The following is a 17,039-nucleotide window of genomic DNA, read 5'->3' as shown; positions in this document are numbered from 1 at the left end:
CGTACGACAAGACCAAGGAGGTATGTACGCCTCGTCCGGCGTGCTAGGTGTGGCCCCGACCGTCATCGCGCTCTTCGCGATCACGGGGGGTGTTCTGTACGCGGGAACTGTGGCTCTCCTCGCAGTGACTGCGACATTCGCAAAGCGGCCTACACGCAGGCGGGAAGCCCGCGCGACCTTGGCGGTCGTTGTTCGCCAAGGAGGATCGGCAGCAGGCGGGACCGATGCGCAATAGGTGCGCTCTCGTCCCTCCACCAACGTCACCAGTGCGCGGAGCACCACCGAAGAACGGCGGCGCGCGGGTCGGCCGGCGCATCCGGGGCAGCCCGGTACGTCAGGCAGTTGGTGCCCGCGGCGAGGGTGAACGCAGGCTCGGGCCGGCACCCGACGCTCGCGGTGGTCAGCAGGCTGGAGCCGTCCGGGAGCGTGGCGGCGCCGTCGAACGTGTCGACGACGAGCCGCTCGCCGGGGTCGAGGATCACCTCGTACTCAAGAACCGCACCCGTCGTGGTGTTGGTCGGTCGGGGGTGTCGACGGGGCCGTGCAGCTCGACGACTGGTGCGTCGGCGCGGAGCCGAGGTTGGCCGCGGCACGGGTTGCCGTGAGCGCGACGGCGAGGGGGCCCATTTCGACCTCGCCGCGCTTGACGGCGCCGGCGGTGTTGAAGTCGGGGGGCCACTGCCGCACGAACTGCCCGTCGGCCGTCCTCGTCCGCATTGGGCCACGACACGCCGATCAGGTCCAGCGGCTCATCCGCCCACCCAGGCAGCACCACACCCACGGGAAAACACTCCCCCGTTGATCACCAAGCAGGCGTCTGAGGTTTTCACCTGGCGAAGGGCTCCTCAAGGGCGCTATGGGCCGGATGTCGTGGCGCGGATTCCGCGCCGCACCTGGCCCTCCTCGCCCGCCGGGGCGTGGGGGACCCGAAGTGGGGAACCCGGCGTGGGGACGGCGGGTGCGGTTCCGTCGCGGTGTCGTCCGGGCATGCGCAGGGCGCCCCGGTGGGAACGGAGTGGGTCTGGGATGAGTGGGGATCAGGCGGGGAATGCGGTCGGTCTCGGGTCGGGACGCCAGGAGTCCGACCGGCCGGAGAAGGCCGGTGGGCAGGTCTCCGGCGAGCGGGACTCCGGTGCGCAGGAGGCCGGCAAGCGGGGCGCCGGTAACCGTGAGTCCGGTGACCGTGAATCCGGCGGCCGGGATTCCGACGGGGCGCAGCCCGGTCGGCAGGGATCTCAGGAGCAGGACGGTGAGACCCGGAAGACCGTGTGGGTGGCGTTGGGGGCGAATCTGGGGATTGCGGTGGCCAAGGCGGTGGGCGGGGGGATTGCCGGGTCGCCTGCGTTGTTGTCCGAGGCGGCGCATTCGGTGGCGGACAGTCTCAATGAGGTGTTTTTGCTGGCCTCCCTCAGGCGGAGTGAGCGGCCGGCGGATCCGCTCCATCCGTTCGGGTACGGCAAGGAGCGGTTTTTCTGGTCGCTGCTGGCGGCTGTGGGCATTTTCGTGACGGGCGGCTGTTTCTCGTTTGTGCAGGGGATCGAGGCGTTTCGGTCGGAGGAGTCGGAGTCGGCGGGGGGATACGCCGTCGGCCTGGCTGTTCTCGTCGTCGCGTTGCTGGCGGAGGGGACGTCGTTGTTGCGGGCGCTGTCGCAGGTGCGTGGGCAGGCGAAGGCCCGGGGGCGCAGCACGCTGAGCGAGATCAGGAGGAACGACGATCCGACGCTGCGCACGGTGCTGGCCGAGGACAGTACGGCGTGCGTGGGGGTGCTGCTCGCGATCCTCGGTATGGCGCTTCACATGGCCACGGGGAACGGTGTCTACGAGGCGTGGGCCTCGCTGTTGATCGGTGCCCTCCTGGTCTATGTGGCGTACGTCCTCGGCAAGAGTGCGCGTGCGCAGTTGATCGGGGAGGCCGTGGCGCCGGAGATGCAGCAGCGGATCCGGGACTTCCTGGACGCCCGGCCGGAGGTCGATGCCGTCACGGCGGCGCTGACGATGCGGCTGGGGCCGGACTCCGTGATGCTGGCGGCGCGCGTCGACCTGGTGGCGGGGCTCGACAGCGAGGAGGTCGAGGAGGCGTTGGTGCGGACGAAGCGGGACCTGCGGTCGCAGTGGCCGGAGTTGGGGCAGTTGTTCCTCGATGTCACGGACGCCTCGGTGGCGGACCGGGTGCGGGCCCGTCGCGCCCGGGAGGAGTTGGACGGCGTGGTCGAGGAGCGTCGCCAGGCGGACGCCGTGTAGCAGTCGCCAGGCGGACGCCGTGCAGCAGGGGAGTTGCCGGGGCGATGAGTCGGCGAGTTGTGGGCACACGGTTCAAACGATCTTCGTCTACCTCTGGAGAGTCGGCAGCCCATGGTGACCCCCATACGCCCCTCAGGTGCCCCGGTCCGCCGGCGGCAGGCCTTCAGTCTGCGGCAGTTGACGGTCTCGTTCGGGATGGTCGTCATCGGTGTCACCGGAGTGGGCATGACCCTGAAGAAAGCCATCGAGGGGGCGAGCGCCCACCCGGGCTCCGCCCTCATCGTGGGCGTCGTGGTGCTGGGGACGACGATGGCGTTCGTCCGCTGGGGCCGGCGACGGAGCGACGACCGCGGGGCGGTGGGCGGTGCGGTTCCCGTGGACTGCGGCGCCGGTGCCGTGGCGTGCCCTCCCGAGCCGGCCCTGGGGGCCGAGGACTTCGCGCGGATGGATGCCGATGAGTTCGAGGTGGCGGTGGCCCGGCTGTGCGAGCGCGACGGCTGTCGGGACGTCCAGGTGGTCGGCGGGGCGAACGACCTCGGCGCGGACGTGGTGGCGGTGGCGCCCGACGGCCGCCATGTCGTGCTGCAGTGCAAGCGCTACGGGGAGACCAACAAGGTCGGCTCGCAGGATCTGCAGCGCTTCGGCGGCACCTGTTTCGCCGTGCACGGAGCGGAGGTCGCGGCCGTCGTCACCACCGGTGAGTTCACCGAACCGGCGGTGGAGTACGCCGGAGCGTGCGGCATCCTCTGCTTCGACCAGCGGGACCTCGGCGACTGGGCAGCCGGCACCGGGCCGGCACCGTGGGAGTAGCCGCGGCGCGGCCGGGTCGCCCGGCGGCCGGGCCCGGCCGCCGTTGCCCGTCGCCGCTTTTGGGCGCCCCGCCGTACGGCGCCGGCCTTACAGGAAGCGCCGGATCGGCACCACGGCCGCCTCGCGGATCCGCTGCAGCACCGCGCGGCTCTTCCACCGGCCCGCCTCGATCCGCTCGCAGGCTCTGAGGTCCTCCTCGAAGTGGCGGTCGAGCGTGGCGGTGAAGCCCTCGTCCAGGACGGCGAGCATGACCTCTTCGTCGTGGTCGAGGGAGCGCCGGTTGAGGTTGGTGGAGCCGATCAGGGAGGCGACCCCGTCGGCGGTGATGACCTTGGCGTGCATCATCGTCGGCTGGTACTCGAAGATCCGGACGCCGCAGGCCGTCAGCGCCTCGTAGTGCTGCTGGCCGGCCAGCTGGCAGACGCGCTTGTCGGTGTACGGCCCCGGCAGCAGGATCTCGACCCGCACCCCGCGCCGGGCGGCCGCGCACAGCAGCTCGATGAAGTACGCGTCGGGGGCGAAGTAGGCGGTGGCGAGGCGGACCCGCTCCTCGGCGGACTCCAGCACGACCCGGATCAGGGTCTGCATGTCCTGCCACCCGAAACTGGCCGACCCGCGGACCACCTGCACGATCGCGTCGCCCTGCGGGCGGTGCGCCACGAACCGGTCCCGGGCGTCGAAGAGCTCTTCGTGGCACTCCGCCCAGTTCTGGGCGAACGCCGCGGCGATGCCGTCCACCGCCGGGCCGCGGACCTGGACGTGGGTGTCGCGCCATTCGTTCGGGTTGCGGGCGTCGCCGCACCATTCCTGGGCGATGCCCACGCCGCCGGTGAACGCCGTCTGCTCGTCGACGACGAGCACCTTGCGGTGGCAGCGGTGGTTCTGCTTGAACGGGGAGAGGGAGAGCGGTCTGCGGAACCAGGTCACCTGGACACCGGACCGCTCCATCGTCTCCAGCTGGTCCTTCTCGATCAGCCGGCTGCCGAAGCCGTCCAGGAGGAGGCGCACCCGCACCCCCGCACGGGCCCGCTCGGACAGGGCCTCGGCGAACTGCCGGGCTATGTCACCGCGCCAGTACACGAAGGTCATCAGGTCCACGGTGTGCCGGGCGGCACCGATGGCCTCCAGCATCGCCGGGAAGATCTCGTCACCGTTCCGCAGCGGCACCAGGGCGTTGCCCTCGGTCGCGGCGATGCCTATCAGCCGCTCCAGACGGCGGCGCAGGCGCTGGATACGGGCGTCCGCCGAGGGGGCGGACGCTTCGGCTCCGGCGCCTTGTGGCGTCCGGTCCTGGGTGCTGGTCATGGCGGTCACCGTTTCGCGTGAGGGTGATATATGCCGCGAAACCGGCAGGCCGGGCGGCGTGGCGTGCCGACTGTACAGGGCAGGCATGTTCCACAAGGAGGGCGCTCGGCCGCTTCCGCGCCTCGGCGGCGGCGCGGTCGCCCCGGGCCCCGGCCCCCGCTCCGGCGCCCGCGCGCCGTGTCAGCCGGAACACACCCGGCCGTGGCGCGGATGCCGGGGGGATCGGCGGGTACCGGGCCTGGACGGCCCCGGCCGATGGAACGCCGTGGCCGGGACGGAAGGGAGCATGTGGATGGCCGAGGATGACGAGCGACGGCAGCAGCCCGCGGAGCAGGGGCGGCTTCAACGGGTGCGCCAGTGGTGGCAGCGGGCGTGGGGGACGTCGGGCCATGAGCGCGACACCCTGCTCCTGATCGGCAAGAGCACCCTGGCCGCCACGGTGGCCTGGGTGATCTCGTACGACCTGCTGCAGGCCCAGTCGCCGGCGTTCGCACCGTTCTCCGCCGTACTGATCATGCAGGTGACCGTCTACCAGTCGCTGCTGCAGTCGCTGCGCTATGTGGGCGCCGTGGTGACCGGGGTCGCGGTGCAGGCCGCTCTGGGGTTCCTGGTCGGCCCGGACCTGTTGACGTTCGTGCTGGTGGCCCTGGTCGCGCTGATCATCGGGCGGTGGCCGGCGCTCGGTTCCCAGGGCTCCCAGGTCGTCACGGCGGCGTTCTTCGCCTTCTCGACGTACATCTCGGCCACCTCGGGCCTCGACAAGGTCACCCAGCTCGGGCAGATCATCCTGCTGGTCCTGATCGGCTGCGGCGTGGGCGTGATCGTGAATGTCGCGGTGGTGCCGCCGATGCGCTACCGCAGTGCCGAGCACGGCATCCGCACGCTCGCCCATGAACTGTGCGACCTGGTCGGCGACATGCATCCGGCGCTGCGGGAGGGCGCACTCGACGAGGAGCGCAGCCGGCACTGGCGGACCCGGGCCGGCCAGACCGAGGAACTGATCTCGCAGGCCAGGTCCGGTCTGCGCACCGCACGGGAGAGCCTCTACTACAACCCGCGCCGGCTCTTGCGCCGGTACCAGGACCGTCGCACCTCCTTCGAGGGGTACGGCGCGGTGCTGGAGGCGCTGGAGCGGGCGTCGTACCAGGTGGCGTCGCTCACGCGGAGCCTGGACAAGTGGCGGGAGGGGGAGGAGAGCTCCGCCCACCGGTCCTTCATCGGGCGCTACGCCGACTTCCTGGAAGCCGTCGGCGACATCACGCAGGTCCTCGGCACGCTCGACGAGGACCGCCTGCACGACCAGGCGCGGCAGCTGTGCGGGTTGGCGGACACCGCGCAGGGACGGTGCCGCCAGGTGACCGAGGAGTCCGAGCGGGCCGAACTGCCCCTCGCCGACCCGGCGCTCCCGTACGGGGTGCTGGTCGTCGAGTCCACCCGGCTGATGGAGGAGTTCCAGCACACCTGCGATGTGCTTCAGCGCTACGTCGATCAGGGCGAGGAGCACGGCTGACGCACGGTCGCGTTCCTCGGTGCGCAAGCGGACACGGGCGCGGGGCGGCCCGGCCGGGCCGCCCCGCTCTTCGGGCCGCCGGCCGGGGCCGGTGTGCCGCACCCGTTCAGCGCGCGGCGGGCAGCCTGACGGTGAAGGTGCTGCCCTCGCCCGGTGCGGTGCGGACGGTGACCGTGCCGCCGTGGGCCTCGGTGATCGACTTGACGATGCTCAGGCCGAGGCCGGTGCTGCCGGTGGCCGGGGTGCGGGACTCCTCGCCGCGGTAGAAGCGTTCGAAGATGCGGGCCGCGGTCCGGGGGGACATGCCGGGGCCCTCGTCGGAGACCGTCAGCTCCGCCGTGCCGCCGGGCAGGGCGCGCGCCGCCACGGAGATCGGTGTACCCGGTGGGGTGTGGCGCAGGGCGTTGCCCAGGAGGTTCTGCACCACCTGCCGGAGCCGGTCCTCGTCGCCGGAGGCGAAGACCTCGCCCCGCACCTCGACGGTGACCGGCTTGCCGGGGTCGCGGACCCGGGCGTCGCCGGCGGCGTCGTCGGCGAGCGCGCCGAGGTTCACCGGGGCGTCGGCGAGCGGGCGGCCCTGGTCGAGCCGGGCGAGCAGCAGCAACTCCTCGACCGTGGCGTGCATACGGGCCGCCTCGCCCTCGATGCGCAGCATCGCCCGTTCCACGAGCGCGGGGTCCTGGGCCAGGCCGTGCAGATGGAGTTGGGCCCAGCCGCGGATCGTGGTCAGCGGGGTGCGCAGCTCGTGCGAGGCGTTGGCCACGAACTGCCGTAGTTGTTCCTCGGACCGCTGCCGTTCGTCGAACGCCCGGTTCAGGGCGGTGGCGACCTCGCCCACTTCGGAGTGGTGGCCGGCGGCCTCGATGCGCTGGTCGATGTCGCCGTCGGCCACGGCCGTCGCGGTGGCGGCCATGTCGCGCAACGGCCGCAGACCCACGCCGAGTACGCCGCGGCTGAGCAGCACGATGCCGCCGAGCGCGGCCAGGGTGGCGGCGGTATCGGCGCCGATCAGCCAGTACACGACGTCGTCCGCCGGCTGGAGGCTCTTGGCGACCACGACCCGGTCGAAGCGCCGGGGCGGTGCGCCCGGCGCCGACCGGACCGTGGCGGGCCGGGCGAGGCGGAAGCCGCGGGTGCGGTAGCGCGGGACGGGCGCGCCCCGCGCCGGCAGGGTGCGGGGCCGGCCGGCGAACCCGTCGGGGACCGGTGCCGGCAGGTCGGGGCGGGCGCGGCGCCGGCCGCTGAGGTCCCGCGCCGGGGTCTGGGCGACCACCCGGCCGCGGTCGTCGACCAGCGCGACGTAGAAGCCGTCGGGAACCAGGGAGTCGAGGCGGGCCGCGTCGACCGGGGCGGTGCGGCCGCGCACCCGGTGCTGCACGGTGGTGCGGGCCTTGGCGAGCGTGGCGTCGGCGGCGTCGACGAGGTTGAGGCGCAGCCCGATCAGCGACACCGCGTTGACGGCCACCATGCCCCCGGCCGCGAGCAGGACGACCCCGGCCGTCAGCCGGGCCCGCAGGGAGCCGCGCCGGGCGCCGGCCATCTCAGCCGCCTCCGGGGAGCCGCAGGCTGTAGCCAAAACCGCGCATCGTGTGGATCAGGGCGGGGGAGTGGACGTCCACCTTGGCCCGCAGCCGGGACACCAGCTTCTCGACCACGCCCGCACCGAAGCGGTGCTGCCACACGTGGTCCATGATCTGTTCCTTCGACATCACCTGGTCGGCGTTGACCAGCAGGTAGCGCAGGAGCGCGTACTCGGTCGGCGACAGCGCGATCAGCCGGTCCCCGCGCCGCACCCGCCTGCTGCGCTCGTCGACGGTCAGGTCGGCGAAGCGCAGCACCGGGTCCTCCTCGGCGGACCGGCCGGCCCGCCGCAGCAAGGCGTGCACCCTGGCGAGGAGTTCGGGGAGGCTGAACGGCTTGGTGAGGTAGTCGTCCGCGCCCATGGCGAAGCCCGTCACCCGGTCCTCGACGGAGTCCCGCGCGGTCAGGAACAGCACCGGCAGCCGCGCCCCCTGGCCGACCAGCCGGCGGCAGACCGTGAAGCCGTCCGTGTCGGGCAGCATGACGTCCAGCACCAGCAGGTCCGGGGGGTTCGTCTCGTACGCGCGCAGGGCCTCGGCGCCGCCGCCCGCCGTCGTCACGGCGTAGCCCGCGAGGCTCAGGGTGGCCTCCAGCAGTTCCGCGGTCCGCGGGTCGTCGTCCACGACGAGCAGCCGTTGCCCGGTTCCCCGGGGCAACGGCGCGCCGCTCGTCGGCGAGGCGGAGGACATGGCAGGCACCAATCGGGTCATGGAGTCTGCGACCACAACGAGCGGCCTCGGACACCGGTTCCCCGGGGTGGCGGACGGTCCCGGGCCCGCAACGGCCGTCAGGCAACGGTCAGGTTCCCGACCGGGACGGGTCAGGGGGGCCGGTTTCTCTTGAGCCACGACACCGGACCGAGCACCGACCGTCGAGAAGAAGCCTGGAGAGCCCGTGGATCCTGCCGCAGTTCATGAAGCCGGCGTTGCGGAGGCCGGAGAGGTGGAAGCCGGCGCCCCGGGCGTCGTCGATGCGGAGGCCGGCGAACCGGCGGCCCGTGATGCGGAATCCGGCGCTCGCGAAGCCCGTGACGCGGAGGCCGGGGATGCGGAGGCCGGGGATGCGGATACCGCCGACGCGGATCCCGTCCCGGCCGCCGTGCGCAGCCGGCTGCGCGGCACCGTGATCGACCTCGCGCCCGTCTTCGGATTCACCCTGACCTTCGCGCTCACGCACCGGCTCGCCGTCGCGCTGACGCTCGCCCTCGCCGCCGGGGCCGGGGTCTTCGTCCACCGGGTGGCGCGCAGGGAGTCGGTGCGGCGCGCGCTGGGAGTCCTCGGCTTCGTCTGCGTCCAGGGCGCGCTGGCCGCCCGCACCGGACAGGCGACCACCTTCTTCCTCCCGCACCTGCTGCTGCACTGTGCGGCGGCCGTGGCGGCGCCCGTGCTGATCCTCCTCGGGTGGCCGCCACTGGGGGTGATGGCGGGGCTGTTCACGGGCGAGGGGACCGCATGGCGCCGCTGCGCGGTGCGCCGCAGGGCCTTCGCCAGGGGCAGCCTGGTGCTCCTCGCGGGAAACGTCCTGATGCTGTCCGTCCAGATCCCGCTGTACCTGTCCGGCCAGGCCGTCGCCCTCGGTTCGGTCGATGTCTTCGGCCCGCTCGTCTTCGGGCTCGGCGCACTGCTGGGCTGGCGCGTCCACCGGCGCGCCCTCGGTACGCACCGCTGCCCCGCCGCCCGCCCCGCGCGAGCCGGGACGAGCGCCGATCCGTCCCCCCGCCCCATGGAAACGACCGTCACGGAAAGGACCGTTCGATGAACGACACCCAGCCCGCAACCGGCGACCGGACCGGAACCGGCGACCGGACCGGAACCGGCGACCGGACCGCAACCGACACCCAGGCCGGAGCCGGCACCGGCCCCCATTCCACTACGGGCGCCTGTCCCGCCACCGGGGCCGGGCCCGCCCTCGACAACCGGCCCGCCACCGAGGCCCCCCGGCCCGCGCCCAGGCCCCAGCCCACCGCCCGGACCTGCCCGTTCGACCCGCCGGAGGAGTACCGGACGCTGCGCGAACAGGACCCGATCGCCCCGGTGACCTTCCCGGACGGTACGAACGGCTGGCTGGTCACCCGGCACGAGGACGTACGCGCGGTACTGGCCGACCCGCGGTTCGGCGCGAACCGCCGGCCGGCGCGGCTCGGTTCCCCCGCGCCCGCCGACACGCCGCTGCCGCCGCCTCCGCCGGGGATGTTCCTCATGATGGACCCGCCGGAGCACACCCGGATCCGCCGGCTGCTCACCGGCCAGTTCACGGTGCGCCGGATGCGGCAGCTGACCCCGGCCGTGGAGCGGATCGTCGCCGAGCAACTGGACGCGATGGCGTCCGCCGGGGAGCCGGCCGACCTCGTCCAGGACTTCGCCCTGCCCGTCCCCTCGCTGGTGATCTGCGAGCTGCTCGGGGTGCCGTACGCCGACCGTGCGGACTTCCAGAGGGACTCCAGCGCCATGCTCCGGCTCGACGCGACCCAGGAAGAGGCGCAGCGGGCCCACCTGGCGATGCACCGGTACATCCACGAACTGGCCCTCGCCAAGCGCGCCGCCCCCACCGACGACATCCTCAGCGGTCTGATGCAGGACGGCAGGCTCACGGACGAGGAAGTGGCGGGAGTCGGGGCACTGTTGCTGCTCGCGGGGCACGAGACGACGGCGAACATGATCGCGTTGGGCACCATGTGCCTGCTCGGCAACCCCGGCCAGTTGGCGGCGCTGCGCGCGGACCCCTCGCTGATGGACAACGCCGTCGAGGAGCTCCTCCGATACTTGACGATCATTCAGTTCGGCCTGCGGCGGGTGGCGCTGGAGGACGTGGAGCTGGGCGGCCACCGGATCGGGGCCGGCAGCACGGTGCTCGCCTCGGTGACCTCGGGGAACCGTGACGCCGCGCGGTTCTCCGGCGACCCCGACCGGCTGGACGTGCGGCGGCCGTACAGCCCGCACCTGGCCTTCGGGCACGGCATCCACCAGTGCATCGGCCAGCAACTGGCCCGGGTGGAGATGAAGGCCGCCCTGTCCGCCCTCCTCGACCGGTTCCCCGGCCTGCGGCTGGCCGTCCCGGCGGAGAAGGTGCCGATGCGCGACGACATGCTCATCTACGGCGTCCACGAACTGCCCGTGACCTGGTAGGCGGCGGCTGGCCCGGCATCAGCCGCCGCATCGGCGCGAGAGCGTCCGCAGAAGAACATCCACACGAGAAGGGGCATCCCCATGAAGGTCATCGTCGACGAGGAGAAGTGTGTCGGTGCCGGCCAGTGTGTGCTGGCCGCCGCGGAGGTCTTCGACCAGCGGGAGGCCGACGGCATCGTCGTGCTCCTCGACGCGAGCCCGCCGGACGCGCTGCACTCCCCGGTGGAGGACGCCGCGGCGCGCTGCCCGGCGCTGGCCATCGAGGTGCTGGGGGACGGGACCTGAGGGGCGTGGAAGAGGCCGCGGGCAGGCCTTGGGCAGGCCTTGGGCAGGCCTTGGGCAGGCCTTGGGCAGGCCCTGAAGGGGGCTGCGGCGGCCCTGGGGGGCCTGGAACGGGCCTGGGAGGCCCTGGCGAGGTCCCGGGCGAGCCCGCCGAAAGGGTGGCGGGAGCCCACCGCAAAGGTGGCGGGCGGGGTGCACTGGAGGGGTGAAGGGGCCTACGGGAGAGGGATTTTGACGGGACGGAAGGGACGCACGGGCGTAAGTTCACCGGCATGGTGACTTCGATGACGCATGAGGACTACGAGCGCCGGATGGAACGGGCGGGCCGGGCCGCCGCCGATGCCGGGCTGGCCGGGCTGATCGTGACGCCGGGGCCGGATCTGGTGTGGCTGTGCGGCTACCGGCCGCCCGCGGACACCGAGCGGCTGACCGCCCTGGTGATCGAGCCGGGGCGGCGCTCGCGGCTGCTGGTGCCCGTATTGGAGTACCCGGACGCGGAGTGCTCGCCCGGGGCCCCCGTGATGGAGGTGGCGGGCTGGACGGACGGCTCGGAGCCGTATGCGGAGGTCGCCAAGTGGGTGGACCCGCAAGGGCGTTACGGGGTGTCCGACGGGACATGGGCGCTGCACCTGCTGGGGCTGCAGCGGTCGCTGCCGGGGACCGCCTACACCGCGCTGTCGGAGACGCTGCCGATGCTGCGCGCCGTCAAGGACGCCCATGAGGTGGCGCGGCTGGCCGCGGCCGGCGCCGCAGCCGATGCCACGTACGAGCAGATCCTGGGCGTGCGCTTCGCCGGCCGGCGGGAGTCCGACGTGGCGGCGGACCTGGCGCGGCTGCTGATCGAGCACGGGCACAGCCAGGTGGACTTCACGGTCGTCGGGTCGGGCCCCAACGGCGCGAACCCGCACCACGAGGCCGGGGAGCGGGTCATCGAGGACGGCGACATGGTCGTGCTCGACTTCGGCGGCCTCAAGGACGGGTACGGGTCGGACACCTCGCGGACCGTGCACGTCGGGCAGCCGGGCGCCGAGGAGCGCAAGGTGCACGACATCGTGCGGGAGGCGCAGCAGGCGGCGTTCGAGGCGGTACGGCCGGGCGTCGCGTGCCAGGACGTCGACCGGGTGGCCAGGAAGATCATCAAGGCGGCCGGGTACGGCGAGTACTTCATCCACCGCACCGGGCACGGCATCGGGGTCACCACGCACGAACCGCCCTACCTGGTGGAGGGCGAACACCTGCCGCTGGTACCGGGGATGTGCTTCTCCATCGAGCCGGGAATCTATCTGCCGGGGCGGTTCGGGGTCCGCATCGAGGACATCGTGACCTGCACGGAATCGGGCGGACGTCGGCTGAACGAGACGGCGCGGGAAATGGCGGTGGTGCGGTAGGGGGCTCGCCGGGGGTGTTCGGGGGGCCTGGCGGCCTGTCGCGTTCTGGGCCGGTCGCTTCCCGCCCCCGACCCGGCCAGGCCCCGCCCGACCCGGCCAGGCCCCCGCCCGACCCGGCCAGGTCCGGGCTCTGCCAGGCCCCGCCCCGGCCGTGGCCGCCGCTGCGGCAGACGGGGTCCGCGGCATCCGGTCCACCACCCCGAAACCCGGTGTTTCCGCAGGTCAGGCCGCACTGTCAGTGGTGTGGTCCACGATGGGTTGTGCAGGCGTGGACGGGCACGGCTGACCGGCACGGACGGCAGACAGCCGGACGGCCGGGCAACCGGGCAGCACGGACAGCGTGGACGGCAGGGACAGCCGGGACGGCAGGGAAGGCGGTGACCGCGTGGCGGAGCGCGGCAAGGGGACGGTGCGGGCGGTGCGGCGGCCGGAGGTGTGCCTGCCGGAGCTGGCGCCCTGGGACGGCGGCGAGCTGGAGACCGAGGGGGACTACGACGGGCTGGAGTTCGCGGACGCCGACTGGGCCGGGCAGTCGGCGCGCGGCGCCCGCTTCATGGACTGCGCGGTACGGCGCTGCACGCTCGACGAGACGGTGCTCAGCCGGGCGCGGATCATCGACAGCGTGCTGAGCGGAGTGCGCGGGGTCGGCACGGATCTCTCCCAGGCGTCACTGCGCGACGTGGAGCTCTCGGACGCCCGGCTCGGCGGGACCCAGCTGCACGGTGCGGTACTGGAGCGCGTCGTGGTGCGCGGCGGGAAGATCGACTTCCCGAACCTGCGGAAGGCGAAGCTGCGGGACGTCGCCTTCGAGGGGTGCGTGCTGGTCGAGGCGGACTTCGCGGGCGCGGAGCTGGAGCGGGTGACCTTCGACGACTGCACCCTGGCGCGGGTGGACCTCTCCGAGGTGCGGATGAAGGACGTCGACCTGCGGGGGGCGGCCGCGGTGGATATCGCCCGGGGGATCGACCGGCTGTCGGGCGCGGTGATCAGCACGTCCCAACTGCTCGATCTGGCCCCGGCGTTCGCGGCACAGATAGGGGTCCGGGTGGAATGAGGCGCCGCCCGCGGGCACTCAGACCCGGGGGAAGCGGGCCTGGAGGTCCCAGATGGCGGGGTTGTCGCCGATGCCGTCGTGCATGTCGGTGAGGTCGGCGATCAGGTCGTGCAGGAAGTCGCGGGCCTCGCGGCGCAGCGCGGAGTGGTTGAAGGTCAGTGGCGCCTCGTCGGCCGGCATCCAGTCGGCGTCCACGTCCACCCACCCGAAGCGGCGCTCGAAGAAGATCCGGTCCGCGGATTCGGTGAAGTCCAGCTCGGCGTGGACCGGGCGGGCGGAGCGGTTGCCACGGGGGTCGGTGTCGAGCTGCTCGACGATGTCGCACAGCGCCCAGGCGAAGTCGAGGACCGGCACCCAGCCCCAGGCCGTGGACAGCTCGCGGTCCGTCTTCGTGTCGGCGAGGTAGACGTCGCCGCAGAAGAGGTCGTGGCGCAGCGCGCGCACGTCCGCGGTCCGGTAGTCCGTCTGCGGCGGATCCGGAAAGCGGCGGGAGAGGGAGTAGCCGAGGTCGATCACGTCCCGATGGTGTCACGCCGCTCCGGCACCCCGACGCCCACCTGAGACCTGCGTCCGCCGCCCGCCGCGTCCGCCTGCCCGCCCGCAACCCGTATCGGCCGCCGCGCCCGCCTGCCCGACGCCCGAAGCCGGACGCCCGACACCGGACGCCTGCCTCTGCCCGGCCGCCCCCGGGGCCGCTCGGCGGACGCCGTATCCGCCCCGGCGCCGCCACTGCATCCGTTCGCCGCCGTGCCCGCTCTCCGCCGCTGCCCCGCCCCGCCCGCCCCGGCGCTCGCGACCTCGCGTCTCGGCGGGCCCCGCCGCTCCCGCCCCGCCGCCTCTCGGCGGCCGCCCCGGCGTTCCCGTCAGGCCGTCGTCAGTACGCGCGGGCCCTCGTTGGTCACTGCCACGGTGTGTTCGAAGTGGGCGGCGCGGGAGGCGTCCGTGGTGCGCAGGGTCCAGCCGTCGCCGTCCTCGCCGTAGGCGTCGTTGCCGCCGGCCAGGAACATCGGCTCGATGGCGAGGACCAGGCCGTGGCGCAGGACGAAGCCGCGGTGGGGGCGGCCGTCGTTGGGGACCGACGGGTCCTCGTGCATCTGGCGGCCGATGCCGTGACCGCCGAAGTCGCGGGGGATGCCGTAGCCGGCCGCGCGTCCGATGCTGCCGATCGCATGGGAGATGTCGCCGATCCGCGCGCCGACCACGGCCGCCGCGATGCCCGCCTCCAGCGCCTGCCGGGTGGTGTCCATCAGCCGCTGGTCCTCGGCGCGGGCGGTGCCGACCGTGAAGCTGAGGGCGGCGTCCCCGGCCCAGCCGTCCACGAGGGCGCCGCAGTCGATGCTCACCAGGTCGCCGTCGCGCAGCCGGGAGGTGTCCGGGATGCCGTGCACGATCGCGTCGTTGACGGAGACGCAGAGGACGGCGGGGAAAGGGGTGGGGGCGAAGGACGGGCGGTAGCCGAGGAACGGCGACTCGGCGCCGGCCTCGCGCAGGACCGCACGGGCGACCTCGTCCAGTTCCAGCAGTCGCACGCCCGGGGCGGCCGCCGCCCGCGCCGCCGCCAGGGCGTCGGCGACGACCCGGCCCGCCACCCGCATCGCGTCCAGTGCCGCGTCCGTCTTGAGCTCCACCATGGGTCCGACCTTCCTCTCACCGTCGGCCGCACCGCACGGCGGCAGCAGCGAACGGTATTTCTTTACCGGTATTTCTTTACCGGTATTAGTATCACGGGCATGGTGCGCACTCCACTGACCCCTTGGGAACGCGAACGCGGCGAGCGGCTCGGCGTGCTGCTGCGCAGGGCGCGCGGCGAGCGGAGCATGGTCGAGGTCGCCGCGGCGGCGGGGCTCTCCGCCGAGACGCTGCGGAAGATCGAGACCGGCCGGGCGCCGACCCCGGCGTTCTTCACGGTCGCCGCGCTGGCCGTCGCGCTGGGGCTCTCGCTGGACGAGGTGGCGGTGCACGCCACGCCCCCCGAGGCACCGGAGGACGCGGTCGCCTGAGCGGGGCCGGCCGTACTGGCACCGCCGGTCCCGCCGGTCCTGCCGGTCCTGCCGGCCCCGTCGGTCCCGCTGGTCTCGCCGATCCCGCCGGCTCCCGGCGGCCCCGAGGCATCTGAGGCCACGCTCGCCTGACCCAGGCCGCGCGGGCCCGCCCCGCCGCGCCCCGGGAAGCCCGAGGCCGCCGTCACCCGCCCCGAGCCGCCCCGTCCCCCCGGCCCCGAGCCGCGCCGTCCCCCCGGCCCCGAGCCGCGCCGTCCCCCGCCCGTCGCGCCCCGAGCGCCTGCCCCACGCCGCTCAGCCCCCACCCCACCGCACCCCCGGGCTGCGACCGCACGCCCCAAGTCGCCCACCCGCGCCGCGCCCCCACCCCACTCCTCTGCCGCCGCCCCCGAACACGCCGAGGGCCGGCCCCCCATGGGGAACCGGCCCTCGTTCGCGCCTGCCCGGTCCTGCCGGGCGGGGCGGTGTGGCTCAGACGTTGACGCCGAAGTCCTGGGCGATGCCGACGAGGCCGGACGCGTAACCCTGGCCCACCGCGCGGAACTTCCACTCCGCGCCGTTGCGGTACAGCTCGCCGAAGACCATGGCCGTCTCGGTCGCCGCGTCCTCGCTGAGGTCGTAGCGGGCGATCTCGGCGCCGCCGGCCTGGTTGACGATGCGGATGAAGGCGTTGCGCACCTGGCCGAAGTTCTGGCTGCGGTTCTCGGCGTCGTAGATCGAGACCGGGAAGACGATCTTGTCGATGTCGGCCGGCAGCGCCGCCAGGTTGACGTTGATCTGCTCGTCGTCGCCCTCGCCCTGGCCGGTGACGTTGTCGCCGGTGTGCACGATCGACTGGTCCGGCGTCGCCTTGTTGTTGAAGAAGACGAAGTGCTGGTCGGAGTAGACCTTGCCGTTGCCGTTGACCGCGATGGCGCTCGCGTCGAGGTCGAAGTCCGTGCCGGTGGTGGTCCGGACGTCCCAGCCGAGGCCGACCGTGACGGCGGTCAGGCCCGGGGCCTCCTTGGTGAGGGAGACGTTGCCGCCCTTGGACAGGCTTACAGCCATGGGATGTCCCTTTCCTTGTCGACTCGTCGAAGCGTCGGGCTCCGTACTGCGGACGAAGCTACCGTCACCCACCACAACGCCATCAGGGCACCGGGAGGTTCCAGGACTCTTTACTTTCTTTGCCGAATCCTGATGGCGGATGTGCCGCGATGGACCAGGAAAAGCGGGTGACGGGTCCCGTGGCGCGCGAGATCATAGGACGCATGTCCGGACCCCATGTCATCCGCGGTTCGGTCGTCCTTCCCGAGGCCGAGCTGGTCTGGCGTTTCTCGCGCTCCTCGGGGCCGGGCGGCCAGCACGTCAACACCAGCGACAGCCAGGTCGAGCTGCGCTTCGACCTCGCCGGGACGCAGGCGCTGCCGCCCGTGTGGAAGGAGCGCGCCCTGGAGCGGCTGGCGGGCCGGCTGGTCGACGGCGTGCTGTCCGTACGGGCCTCCGAGCACCGTTCCCAGTGGCGCAACCGCGAGACCGCCGCCGTCCGGCTGGCCTCGCTGCTCGCCGAGGCCACCGCGCCACCGCCCAAGCCGCGCCGCAAGTCGCGGATCCCGCGGGGCATCAACGAGCGGCGGCTGCGCGAGAAGAAGCAGCGCGGCGAGACCAAGCGCGGCCGCTCGGGCCGCGACTGGGGCTGACCCGCCCTCTCAAGGCCGCCCCGGCCCGCCCCGCCCGCCCTTCAGGGCCGCGGTTTCCGCCCCC

General features: G+C 73.3%; 18 protein-coding genes. 10 read left to right on the top strand and 8 right to left on the bottom strand.

From position 1 onward, the window contains the following. Positions 1-260: 260 nt before the first annotated feature. Complete coding sequence (locus AB0411_RS23180; protein ID WP_366419189.1) at positions 261-482, bottom strand: hypothetical protein; 222 nt, start codon at positions 480-482, stop codon at positions 261-263. A gap of 7 nt (positions 483-489) precedes the next feature. Then, positions 490-717 (bottom strand): hypothetical protein, encoded by a 228-nt coding sequence (locus AB0411_RS23175; protein ID WP_366419188.1) that lies wholly within the window; start codon positions 715-717, stop codon positions 490-492. 309 nt (positions 718-1,026) lie between these two features. Between AB0411_RS23175 and AB0411_RS23170 the strand changes: the two genes are divergently transcribed. Next, positions 1,027-2,241: a cation diffusion facilitator family transporter gene (locus AB0411_RS23170; protein ID WP_366419187.1), complete on the top strand. Its 1,215-nt coding sequence runs from the start codon at positions 1,027-1,029 to the stop codon at positions 2,239-2,241. Positions 2,242-2,352: 111 nt separating this feature from the next. Next, positions 2,353-3,051, top strand: coding sequence for a restriction endonuclease (locus tag AB0411_RS23165; protein ID WP_366419186.1), 699 nt, complete (start codon positions 2,353-2,355; stop codon positions 3,049-3,051). Positions 3,052-3,138: 87 nt separating this feature from the next. Here the strand turns inward: AB0411_RS23165 and AB0411_RS23160 are convergent, their stop codons facing one another. Further along, the gene (locus tag AB0411_RS23160; RefSeq protein WP_366419185.1) at positions 3,139-4,356 is read right to left on the bottom strand and encodes a phospholipase D-like domain-containing protein; all 1,218 of its coding nucleotides are present in this window, start codon (positions 4,354-4,356) and stop codon (positions 3,139-3,141) included. A 292-nt stretch (positions 4,357-4,648) separates the two neighbouring features. Between AB0411_RS23160 and AB0411_RS23155 the strand changes: the two genes are divergently transcribed. Further along, positions 4,649-5,866: an aromatic acid exporter family protein gene (locus AB0411_RS23155; protein ID WP_366419184.1), complete on the top strand. Its 1,218-nt coding sequence runs from the start codon at positions 4,649-4,651 to the stop codon at positions 5,864-5,866. 106 nt (positions 5,867-5,972) lie between these two features. Here the strand turns inward: AB0411_RS23155 and AB0411_RS23150 are convergent, their stop codons facing one another. Both AB0411_RS23150 and AB0411_RS23145 read right to left on the bottom strand, forming a co-directional pair. Further along, positions 5,973-7,406 carry a sensor histidine kinase gene (locus tag AB0411_RS23150; RefSeq protein ID WP_366419183.1) on the bottom strand — a complete coding sequence of 478 codons (1,434 nt, stop codon included), beginning with the start codon at positions 7,404-7,406 and terminating at the stop codon, positions 5,973-5,975. Position 7,407: 1 nt separating this feature from the next. After that, entirely contained in the window at positions 7,408-8,136 is a 729-nt protein-coding gene (locus AB0411_RS23145) for a response regulator transcription factor (protein ID WP_366419182.1), read from the bottom strand. A gap of 253 nt (positions 8,137-8,389) precedes the next feature. On the opposite strand from AB0411_RS23145, the gene AB0411_RS23140 reads away from it, so the two are divergent. The 5 genes from AB0411_RS23140 (at position 8,390) to AB0411_RS23120 (ending at position 13,296) form a co-directional block, all read left to right on the top strand. After that, positions 8,390-9,205, top strand: a complete 816-nt coding sequence (locus AB0411_RS23140; RefSeq protein ID WP_366419181.1) for a DUF3159 domain-containing protein — start codon at positions 8,390-8,392, stop codon at positions 9,203-9,205. Next, on the top strand, positions 9,202-10,572 hold the full coding sequence (locus AB0411_RS23135) for a cytochrome P450 (protein ID WP_366419180.1): 1,371 nt from the start codon (positions 9,202-9,204) through the stop codon (positions 10,570-10,572). The genes AB0411_RS23140 and AB0411_RS23135 overlap by 4 nt, the downstream gene beginning before the upstream one ends. Positions 10,573-10,653: 81 nt before the next feature. After that, positions 10,654-10,857 carry a ferredoxin gene (locus AB0411_RS23130; RefSeq protein WP_366419179.1) on the top strand — a complete coding sequence of 68 codons (204 nt, stop codon included), beginning with the start codon at positions 10,654-10,656 and terminating at the stop codon, positions 10,855-10,857. Between the two features lie 281 nt (positions 10,858-11,138). Beyond that, positions 11,139-12,242, top strand: a complete 1,104-nt coding sequence (locus tag AB0411_RS23125) for an aminopeptidase P family protein (protein WP_366419268.1) — start codon at positions 11,139-11,141, stop codon at positions 12,240-12,242. Positions 12,243-12,651: 409 nt separating this feature from the next. Continuing rightward, positions 12,652-13,296, top strand: coding sequence for a pentapeptide repeat-containing protein (locus AB0411_RS23120; protein ID WP_366419267.1), 645 nt, complete (start codon positions 12,652-12,654; stop codon positions 13,294-13,296). Between the two features lie 18 nt (positions 13,297-13,314). Here the strand turns inward: AB0411_RS23120 and AB0411_RS23115 are convergent, their stop codons facing one another. Further along, complete coding sequence (locus tag AB0411_RS23115) at positions 13,315-13,812, bottom strand: hypothetical protein (RefSeq protein ID WP_366419178.1); 498 nt, start codon at positions 13,810-13,812, stop codon at positions 13,315-13,317. 347 nt (positions 13,813-14,159) lie between these two features. Beyond that, positions 14,160-14,927 carry a type I methionyl aminopeptidase gene (map, locus tag AB0411_RS23110; protein WP_366419177.1) on the bottom strand — a complete coding sequence of 256 codons (768 nt, stop codon included), beginning with the start codon at positions 14,925-14,927 and terminating at the stop codon, positions 14,160-14,162. Between the two features lie 99 nt (positions 14,928-15,026). On the opposite strand from map, the gene AB0411_RS23105 reads away from it, so the two are divergent. Continuing rightward, positions 15,027-15,296 carry a helix-turn-helix domain-containing protein gene (locus AB0411_RS23105; RefSeq protein ID WP_366419176.1) on the top strand — a complete coding sequence of 90 codons (270 nt, stop codon included), beginning with the start codon at positions 15,027-15,029 and terminating at the stop codon, positions 15,294-15,296. 471 nt (positions 15,297-15,767) lie between these two features. Here AB0411_RS23105 and AB0411_RS23100 read toward each other — a convergent pair whose 3' ends face one another. Continuing rightward, complete coding sequence (locus AB0411_RS23100) at positions 15,768-16,343, bottom strand: TerD family protein (protein WP_358920897.1); 576 nt, start codon at positions 16,341-16,343, stop codon at positions 15,768-15,770. Between the two features lie 203 nt (positions 16,344-16,546). On the opposite strand from AB0411_RS23100, the gene arfB reads away from it, so the two are divergent. Beyond that, positions 16,547-16,975, top strand: a complete 429-nt coding sequence (gene arfB / locus AB0411_RS23095; RefSeq protein WP_152104736.1) for an alternative ribosome rescue aminoacyl-tRNA hydrolase ArfB — start codon at positions 16,547-16,549, stop codon at positions 16,973-16,975. Positions 16,976-17,039: the final 64 nt, after the last annotated feature.

Origin of the sequence: Streptomyces angustmyceticus, from assembly GCF_040701845.1 — a bacterium.
GTDB classification, from domain to species: Bacteria; Actinomycetota; Actinomycetes; order Streptomycetales; family Streptomycetaceae; genus Streptomyces; species Streptomyces angustmyceticus_A.
This window is presented reverse-complemented; position numbering and strand designations above follow the sequence as displayed.

What these genes read in the sequence shown, in the direction of transcription:
- AB0411_RS23175 (WP_366419188.1), bottom strand. Translation starts at nt 717, where the DNA reads ATGCGGACGAGGACGGCCGACGGGCAGTTCGTGCGGCAGTGGCCCCCC.
- AB0411_RS23170 (WP_366419187.1), top strand. Translation starts at nt 1,027, where the DNA reads ATGAGTGGGGATCAGGCGGGGAATGCGGTCGGTCTCGGGTCGGGACGC.
- AB0411_RS23165 (WP_366419186.1), top strand. Translation starts at nt 2,353, where the DNA reads ATGGTGACCCCCATACGCCCCTCAGGTGCCCCGGTCCGCCGGCGGCAG.
- AB0411_RS23160 (WP_366419185.1), bottom strand. Translation starts at nt 4,356, where the DNA reads ATGACCAGCACCCAGGACCGGACGCCACAAGGCGCCGGAGCCGAAGCG.
- AB0411_RS23155 (WP_366419184.1), top strand. Translation starts at nt 4,649, where the DNA reads ATGGCCGAGGATGACGAGCGACGGCAGCAGCCCGCGGAGCAGGGGCGG.
- AB0411_RS23150 (WP_366419183.1), bottom strand. Translation starts at nt 7,406, where the DNA reads ATGGCCGGCGCCCGGCGCGGCTCCCTGCGGGCCCGGCTGACGGCCGGG.
- AB0411_RS23145 (WP_366419182.1), bottom strand. Translation starts at nt 8,136, where the DNA reads ATGTCCTCCGCCTCGCCGACGAGCGGCGCGCCGTTGCCCCGGGGAACC.
- AB0411_RS23135 (WP_366419180.1), top strand. Translation starts at nt 9,202, where the DNA reads ATGAACGACACCCAGCCCGCAACCGGCGACCGGACCGGAACCGGCGAC.
- AB0411_RS23130 (WP_366419179.1), top strand. Translation starts at nt 10,654, where the DNA reads ATGAAGGTCATCGTCGACGAGGAGAAGTGTGTCGGTGCCGGCCAGTGT.
- AB0411_RS23125 (WP_366419268.1), top strand. Translation starts at nt 11,139, where the DNA reads ATGACGCATGAGGACTACGAGCGCCGGATGGAACGGGCGGGCCGGGCC.
- map (WP_366419177.1), bottom strand. Translation starts at nt 14,927, where the DNA reads ATGGTGGAGCTCAAGACGGACGCGGCACTGGACGCGATGCGGGTGGCG.
- AB0411_RS23105 (WP_366419176.1), top strand. Translation starts at nt 15,027, where the DNA reads ATGGTGCGCACTCCACTGACCCCTTGGGAACGCGAACGCGGCGAGCGG.
- AB0411_RS23100 (WP_358920897.1), bottom strand. Translation starts at nt 16,343, where the DNA reads ATGGCTGTAAGCCTGTCCAAGGGCGGCAACGTCTCCCTCACCAAGGAG.
- arfB (WP_152104736.1), top strand. Translation starts at nt 16,547, where the DNA reads ATGTCCGGACCCCATGTCATCCGCGGTTCGGTCGTCCTTCCCGAGGCC.